7 protein-coding genes and 1 pseudogene are annotated in these 7,837 nt (G+C 61.6%); 3 read left to right on the top strand and 5 right to left on the bottom strand.

The genetic code is table 11. The annotated features are described in order from the left end of the window. Positions 1–134: 134 nt before the first annotated feature. Positions 135–572 (top strand): annotated as a pseudogene (locus GPA25_RS18150) (ATP-binding protein); the annotation flags it as partial. Between the two features lie 450 nt (positions 573–1,022). Here the strand turns inward: GPA25_RS18150 and guaA are convergent. Together guaA and guaB are read right to left on the bottom strand one after the other, a co-directional pair. Then, a complete protein-coding gene (guaA, locus tag GPA25_RS18145; RefSeq protein ID WP_169261819.1) occupies positions 1,023–2,588 on the bottom strand; it encodes a glutamine-hydrolyzing GMP synthase in 1,566 nt (521 codons plus the stop codon). Positions 2,589–2,657: 69 nt separating this feature from the next. Next, the gene (gene guaB / locus GPA25_RS18140) at positions 2,658–4,118 is read right to left on the bottom strand and encodes an IMP dehydrogenase (protein ID WP_169261818.1); all 1,461 of its coding nucleotides are present in this window, start codon (positions 4,116–4,118) and stop codon (positions 2,658–2,660) included. A gap of 83 nt (positions 4,119–4,201) precedes the next feature. Here guaB and GPA25_RS18135 point away from each other — a divergent pair, with 83 nt between their 5' ends. Next, on the top strand, positions 4,202–4,750 hold the full coding sequence (locus GPA25_RS18135; protein WP_169261817.1) for a DUF4124 domain-containing protein: 549 nt from the start codon (positions 4,202–4,204) through the stop codon (positions 4,748–4,750). Positions 4,751–4,863: 113 nt separating this feature from the next. Here the strand turns inward: GPA25_RS18135 and GPA25_RS18130 are convergent, their stop codons facing one another. Further along, on the bottom strand, positions 4,864–5,184 hold the full coding sequence (locus GPA25_RS18130) for an RnfH family protein (RefSeq protein WP_169261823.1): 321 nt from the start codon (positions 5,182–5,184) through the stop codon (positions 4,864–4,866). Between the two features lie 5 nt (positions 5,185–5,189). Beyond that, positions 5,190–5,627, bottom strand: coding sequence for a type II toxin-antitoxin system RatA family toxin (locus tag GPA25_RS18125; protein ID WP_169261822.1), 438 nt, complete (start codon positions 5,625–5,627; stop codon positions 5,190–5,192). 109 nt (positions 5,628–5,736) lie between these two features. On the opposite strand from GPA25_RS18125, the gene smpB reads away from it, so the two are divergent. Continuing rightward, positions 5,737–6,183 carry an SsrA-binding protein SmpB gene (smpB, locus tag GPA25_RS18120; RefSeq protein WP_169261816.1) on the top strand — a complete coding sequence of 149 codons (447 nt, stop codon included), beginning with the start codon at positions 5,737–5,739 and terminating at the stop codon, positions 6,181–6,183. Between the two features lie 23 nt (positions 6,184–6,206). On the opposite strand, the gene GPA25_RS18115 is transcribed toward smpB, so the two are convergent. Then, positions 6,207–7,766 carry a protein adenylyltransferase SelO gene (locus GPA25_RS18115; RefSeq protein WP_169261815.1) on the bottom strand — a complete coding sequence of 520 codons (1,560 nt, stop codon included), beginning with the start codon at positions 7,764–7,766 and terminating at the stop codon, positions 6,207–6,209. Positions 7,767–7,837 lie beyond the last annotated feature (71 nt).

The raw sequence follows: 7,837 nt of genomic DNA, 5'->3' as shown, positions 1-7,837 counted from the left end.
AAATCAGCGTCGCCGAGGCCAAACGGATCGTTCGTGACCAATTCACAGTTCCAGAGGAAATCCGACGAGCCCGACGCCGCCACGTTGAAATCGCGCCTTCTCCTGCTTGACAGTCGGTACGAGATCACCTCGCCCAGGCGCTCGGTCATTGCGCGGTGCGCCAGGGCGTCGATGTGCTGTTCTCGACGCAGGCCCAGCTCTCGGCCAGCCTGACGTCGGCGCGCGCCATCGGCGCCTTCGAGCGCAAGCTCGCTACGCTCGCCCGCGTGCCGCTCCTGATCATCGACGATTTCGGCCTGAAACCGATGCGACCACCCGCCGACGAGGACTTCCACGATCTGATCGCCGAGCGCTATGAGCAGGCGGCGACGATCGTCACCAGCAATCTCGACTTTACCGAGTGGGACCAGGCGTTTCCTGCCAACCGCCTGCTCGCCGCCGCCACCCTCGATCGCCTCCGCCACAACGCCTATTGCCTCACCCTCGACGGCGAGTCCTATCGCTCGCCAAAACAGGCGCCAACAACTAAAAAACCTGCCCTTGCCAAACAGGTAAAATCACCGACTTCTTGACCCCGAAATAGCCCGTTTCTACCTCTTCAAACTGGCTCCATTACGCCGGTCAGGCGTGGCTCCATTACGGCGATCACTGACAGACGAGGGATTCGAAGCCGGAGACCGCAGCGGATCATCATGATTCGTCGTTGATCAACGGTCTGGCTTACCGTCAGATCGCCTCTGCTGGCAATCTCCGAAAACCCTAGGCGGGCCTGGGATTGCGCCGCCGTTTACCGTAAAATATGTCATCTGGGTGCTGACGGCAAACGAGCAATTCCCTGACAACTCGCGGCGTATACCGTCAAAAATACCGTCAGTTCGAGGCGGTTCGCCTCGACGATTGGCAGGGTCCAGAAAGCAAAAAACCCCAGCGTTTGCCGGGGTTTCTGCTCGTTGATAATTCGTTCAGAATCATCAAGCACTATTACCTATCTGATTGATAGTTATAATGTTTTTTCGTACCAGTCACTCCCACTCGATCGTCGCCGGCGGCTTGCCCGAGATGTCGTACACCACGCGGTTGATACCCCGAACTTCATTGATGATGCGGTTCGACACCTTCCCCAGCAGGCTGTGCGGCAGTTCCGCCCAGTGCGCGGTCATGAAATCCTGAGTCTGCACGGCACGCAGCGCGACCACGTACTCATACGTGCGGCCGTCGCCCATCACACCCACACTCTTCACCGGCAGGAACACGGCGAAGGCCTGGCTGGTCTTGTCATACCAGTCAGCAGCGCGCAATTCGTCGATGAAGATTGCATCGGCGCGGCGCAGCAGGTCGGCGAACTCCTTCTTCACTTCGCCGAGGATACGCACGCCCAGGCCCGGTCCCGGGAAGGGATGGCGGTACACCATGTCATGCGGCAGGCCCAGCGCGATACCGAGTTCGCGCACTTCATCCTTGAACAACTCGCGTAGCGGCTCGAGCAGCTTGAGTTTGAGCGTCTCGGGTAGGCCGCCCACGTTGTGGTGGCTCTTGATCGTGTGCGCCTTGCCGGTCTTCGAGCCGGCAGACTCGATCACGTCCGGGTAGATCGTGCCTTGGGCCAGCCACTTGGCGTTAGGGAGCTTCTGCGCTTCGGCCTGGAACACCTCGACGAACTCACGGCCGATGATCTTGCGCTTCGCTTCCGGATCGGAGACGCCTTTCAGGTGGCCCATGAACTGCTCAGTGGCATCGACGTGGATGACCTTGACGCCCAGGTTGCGCGCGAAGGTCTCCATCACCTGCTCGGCCTCGTTCAGACGCAGCAAGCCATTGTCGACGAACACGCAGGTCAGCTGGTCGCCGATGGCGCGGTGCAGGAGAGCCGCAACCACCGATGAGTCGACCCCGCCGGACAGGCCGAGGATCACTTCTTCCTTGCCCACCTGCGCGCGCACTTTCTCGATCGCCTCGGTCACGTAATCCGGCATGTTCCAGTCGTGCTGGCAACCGCAGATCTCGTGCACGAAGCGCGCGATCATTTCCTTGCCCTTCAGCGTGTGCGTGACTTCCGGGTGAAACTGCACGGCGTAGAACCTGCGGGTCTCGTCCGCTATCGCCGCGATCGGGCAGGATTCGTTGCTCGCGATCACCTTGAAGCCCGGCGGAAGCTCGGTGACCTTGTCACCGTGGCTCATCCACACATCGAGCAAGCCATGGCCTTCGTCGTTGGTCCGGTCCTGAATGCCGCGGAACAGCTCCGAATGGCCCCGGGCACGAATCTCGGCGTAACCAAACTCGCGCTTGCCGGAGCTCGCCACCTTGCCGCCCAGTTGCTGCGCCATCGTCTGCATGCCGTAGCAGATGCCAAGCACCGGCACCCCAAGCTCGAAAACGACCTGCGGTGCATGCCAGCCGACCGCTTCATAGACGGAATTCGGACCGCCGGACAGGATCACACCGGCCGGCGCAAATTCGCGAACGAATTCTGCGGACACATCGAACGGGTGAATCTCGCAATACACCTGCTGCTCGCGCACGCGGCGCGCGATCAGCTGGGTGACCTGGGAGCCGAAATCGAGGATGAGAATTTTCTGGTGAGCCATGGCGACGGTCTCGGGTACGGAAAAAGGAAAGGCGGCCCATTGGGGCCGCCTTCTGTTATCAGGATCGGATCAATCCACGTGGTAGTTGGGCGCTTCCTTGGTGATCTGCACGTCGTGCACATGCGACTCGCGAACGCCCGCCGAGGTGATCTCGACGAACTGGGCGGACTTGTGCATTTCGTCGATGGTCGCGCAGCCAAGATAACCCATCGATGCGCGCAGGCCACCCACCAGCTGGTGAATCACTGCGGTAACTGGTCCCTTGTAAGGCACACGACCTTCGATTCCTTCGGGCACCAACTTGTCGGCGTTGCCGTCGGATTCCTGGAAGTAGCGATCCGCCGCGCCCTGCTGCATCGCGCCGAGCGACCCCATGCCGCGATACGACTTGTACGAGCGTCCCTGATACAGGACGGTTTCGCCAGGCGCTTCTTCCGTGCCGGCGAACAATCCGCCAAGCATGACCACATTCGCCCCGGCCGCGATCGCCTTGGAGATGTCGCCCGAGTACCGGATGCCGCCGTCAGCGATCAGCGGCACACCGGAACCGGCCAGCGCCGTCGCAACGTTGTCGATGGCGGTGACCTGCGGCACCCCCACCCCGGCGACGATCCGCGTCGTGCAGATCGAACCCGGACCGATTCCGACCTTCACGGCATCCGCGCCGGCATCAACCAGCGCCTTCGCCGCGGAAGCCGTGGCGATGTTGCCGCCGATGACCTCAACGTGCGGGAAGTTCCTCTTGACCCAATTGACCCGGTCCAGCACACCTTGCGAATGACCGTGTGCCGTGTCGACGACAACCACATCGACACCGGCCTCGACCAGCGCTTCGGCGCGCTCTTCGGTACCGGCGCCGACACCGATTGCAGCACCGACGCGCAGGCGACCCAGATCATCCTTGGCCGCCAGCGGGTGTTCCGTGGACTTCATCATGTCCTTGACGGTGATGAGTCCGCGCAACTCTGCCGCGTCGTTCAGCACCAGCACACGCTCCAGACGATGCTTGTGCATCAGCCTGCGCGCCTCTTCAAGGCTCTCACCTTCCCTGACAGTGACCAGACGCTCGAACGGCGTCATGATCGCAGACACCGGCTGGTCGAGATTCGTCTCGAAACGCACGTCGCGGTTGGTGACAATACCCACCACGCGCTTACCCTCGACGACCGGCAGACCGGAGAACTTGTGCAGTCGCGTCAGTGCGACCACGTCACGCACGCTCATTGTCGGCGCGATGGTGATCGGGTCCTTGAGTACGCCCGACTCGAACCGCTTCACCTTCGCCACCATCGCCGCCTGCTGCTTCACCGCCAGATTCTTGTGCAGAATGCCGATGCCGCCTTCCTGCGCCAGCGCAATTGCCAGGCGGGATTCGGTCACCGTATCCATTGCGGCTGAAACCAGGGGGATGTTGATGCGGATGTTGCGTGTCAGCTGTGCCCGCAGGCTGACATCGCGGGGGAGAACCGTTGAGTGGGCGGGGATGAGAAGGACGTCATCAAACGTCAGCGCCTTCTGAATCACTCGCATGGCTTCTATCCTTTCGGCCAAATCCGTATTATACAGATGGTGCCCGCACATGGTAAGCGGCGCTTTCCAATGGAGTCCGACCGATGCGCCGCGCAAGCCTGCTCGCACTGAGCCTGATTATTACCCTGCCCGCTGCAGCGGAAGTTTACCAATGGCGTGATGCGCAAGGTCGCATCAACTACTCGGACACTCCACCAGCGGCAGAAAACGCAAAGAAACTTCGCGGCGCGGCCCGCCCCGTCACGCCAGCCGCGCCCGAAGAAGACGCAAGCCAGGCAGGCACGACCGACGCCAACGGCATCACACCCGATGCGGCGAAGGCTGACGCTGCAAAAACCGACGGTACGAAAGCCGACCCGTCAAAACCCAAGACCATCGCGGAAAAGGAAGTCGAATTTCGCCAGCGCCGTGCTGCGACCGCCGAGGCCGAGGCGAAGGCCGAGAAGGAACGTCAACAGGCCGACGAACGTGCCCGCAGTTGCGAACAGGCGCGCGGCCAACTCGTCGCACTGCAGTCGGGCCAGCGGCTCTCGCGCTACAACAGCAAAGGGGAGCGTGAGCTAGTGGATGATGCCGGGCGTCGTGCCGAGATCGAACGCACGCAGAAATACATCGACGCAACCTGCAAGTAGGACAAGTGCAGCCCGCCACACGGAACGGATCGCCCCATCGCACCGCGCTCCGCGGACACCGGGACGCATCAACGAACTGAACGAAACCGCACCCGCGAAGGTGCGTTAGCCATTCACTCCTCTGCCGGCCCGCCGCCCTTCTTCATGACCTTGCCTTCCTCCGCGCGCTTCTTGCGCACCGCCTTCGGGTCGGCGATCAAGGGACGATAGATCTCGACCCGGTCGCGGTCGCGCAGGACCGTATCGAGCCGCGTGAGCTTGGCAAACACACCCACCTTGTTGCCCCCTTCAAAGTCGATATCCGGATACTTGGCGGGAATGCCCGATGCGTCGATCGCATCGCGTACCGTTGCCCCCTCGGCGACACGTACCTTCACCAGCTCTTGGCGACCTGGGAGCGCGTAGGACACTTCCACGTTGATGAATTCGGCCATAGTCGTCATCCCTTCCGATACACCTGCTGCGCGCGCTTGACGAACGAATCGACGAAGGTGCTGGCAATGTGATTGAACACAGGCCCGAGCGCCTTTTCAAGCAGCTTGCTAGAAAACTGGTAATGCAGATTGAATTCGATCTTGCAGGCAGTATCACCGAGGGGAATGAAGCGCCAGCACCCGTCCAGATGTGTAAATGGACCTTCCTTGAGCCGGATATTCATTTCCAGCGGCGCACGCTTGGTATTCTCGGTGGTGAAGTTGGCCTTGATGCCGTGGTAACTGATGTGGATCGTCGCCACCGTCAGCGTTTCGGTGCGCGCATGCACCTCCGCCCCACCGCACCAGGGCAGAAACTGCGGATAATCCTCGCAACCATCCACCAGAGTGAACATCTGTGCGGGAGTAAACTCGATCAGGACCTGCTTCTTGACGTCAGCCATGAGGGTATAAGGACGAGCGCATCGCCGAACTGCTAAAATGCGCGATTCTACCGCAAGGCGCCGCGCGGCAGTCGGCGCGACGCCCGGACGCACAGGATTCAAACCACCCATGAGCATCATCGACAATCGCAAGGCCCATCACGACTACTTCATCGAGGAGAAGTACGAGGCCGGGATCGTGCTCGAAGGCTGGGAAGTCAAGGCGATCCGCGCCGGTCGCGCGAACATCAAGGAAGCATATGTCATCATTCGCGGCGAGGAAATTTTCATCCTCGGGATGCATATCTCGGCGCTCGCGGAGGCGTCCACGCACATCAAGACCGATCCCGTGCGGACGCGCAAACTGCTGCTGCACGCAGGAGAAATTGCCAAGCTGATCGGCAAAGTCGAACGTGCGGGCTATACGCTGGTGCCGCTCGACCTGCACTACACGAAAGGCCGCATCAAGGTAGAGATCGGTCTGGCGAAGGGCAAGAAGCAATACGACAAGCGCGAGGACGAAAAGCATCGCGACTGGGTACGCGAGAAGGCGCGCCTGATGAGAGAAAAGGTCTGATCCGGCGCGTCACGAAGCCCGATTCACGAACTGCAGGACAGCATCGAGCAGCCAGCGCGGTTGCGCGCCCAGTCCGGCCGCTTGGCGGCAAAGCGCTCGCGTCCCGGCTGATCCTCATACGGCCGGCGCATCACATCCAGCAACTCGAAGATCAGCGTGTCATCGCCCTGCTCGGCGGCGTCAATCGCTTCTTGCGCGAGGTAGTTGCGCAACACATAACGCGGATTGGCGGCGTTCATTCGCGCACGCCGCTGCTCTAGCGGAATTCCGTCCTCACGCACCCGCGCAGCGTATTGCGCCAACCAGGCATTGAATGCCTCGCCCTCGTGCGCGATTGTCTCTTCCGCATAAAACGCATCGCGCAAAGGCTCGAGCGACGGCACCTTCGGATCCATCGATCCCAGACCACGGAAGAAAATCGTCATATCGACTTCGGCACGCGTGAGCAACTCGTAAAGGGTTTCCACCAGCGCACCGTCGCCGTCGCGGAAGGCCGCGAGTCCGAGCTTGTCGGCCAGCATTCTACGGCTTTCTTCCTCATAAACCGTCGCGTAGCGGCTCAGTCCGTCCTGCAACGGCTCGACCTCGCCGAAGGCCGGATACAGGGCATTACCCAGCTGCAACAAGTTCCACTGGGCGATACGCGGCTGGTTGCCGAAGCGGTAGCGGCGCTCCGAGGCGTCCGTGGTATTCGGCGTCCAACCGAGATTGAAGTTGTCAATCCAGCCATAGGGACCGTAGTCGATCGTCAGCCCGAGGATCGACATGTTGTCGGTGTTCATCACTCCATGCACAAAGCCGACGCGCATCCAGTGCGCCATCAATCGTGCCGTGCGCTCGCAGACCGCATGAAACCAGTCCGTGCGTCGGGTTTGCGGGCTGCCGGTCAGTTCGGGAAAATCGCGCGAAATGGTGAAATCGACCAACTGCGTCAGCAGGCCCTCATCCCCACGGGCAGAAAGGATCTCGAAATTGCCGAAGCGGATGAAGGATGGCGCCACGCGGCACACCACCGCGCCGGGCTCGGCCGCCGGGCGGCCGTCGTAGAACATGTCGCGCACCACGGCCTCGCCGGTGCCCACGATGCACAGCGCGCGCGTCGTGGGCACACCGAGATGATGCATTGCCTCGCTGCACAGGAACTCACGGATCGAGGAACGCAGCACCGCACGCCCGTCGGCGCGGCGCGAATACGGCGTCGGCCCGGCGCCTTTCAACTGCAGTTCCCAGCGCTCGCCGGCGGAATTAATCGATTCGCCCAGCGTGATCGCACGACCGTCGCCAAGCTGACCTGCCCAGTTGCCGAACTGATGCCCTCCGTAGCACGCCGCGTAAGGCTCCATGCCGGGTAGCAGGGCGTTGCCGGAAAACACCTGTGCAAACTCCGGCGAATGGATATCCGCCTCGTCGAAACCGAGAGTCTCTGCCACCTCGCGGGACCATGCAATCAGCCGCGGCGCGCTGACGGGCGTCGGCATTACGCGCGAGTAACACGCGCCGTGCACCTGCCGAACATTCGGCGAGGGCTCCGGATCAGCCGGCAGTTCACGGACGAAGCGGTTATCGAATTCAAGTGTTGTCATTATTGGAGTGCGACCGGGGTTGGGGATGCCTTGGGTCAGACGCGCAAGGCGGCGCTTGGTTCGCACCGACC

Source organism: Aromatoleum diolicum (assembly GCF_012910955.1).
Taxonomy (GTDB): domain Bacteria; phylum Pseudomonadota; class Gammaproteobacteria; order Burkholderiales; family Rhodocyclaceae; genus Aromatoleum; species Aromatoleum diolicum.
The sequence above is the reverse complement of the archived record's forward strand: the minus strand, read 5'-3'. Positions and strand labels throughout refer to the sequence as shown.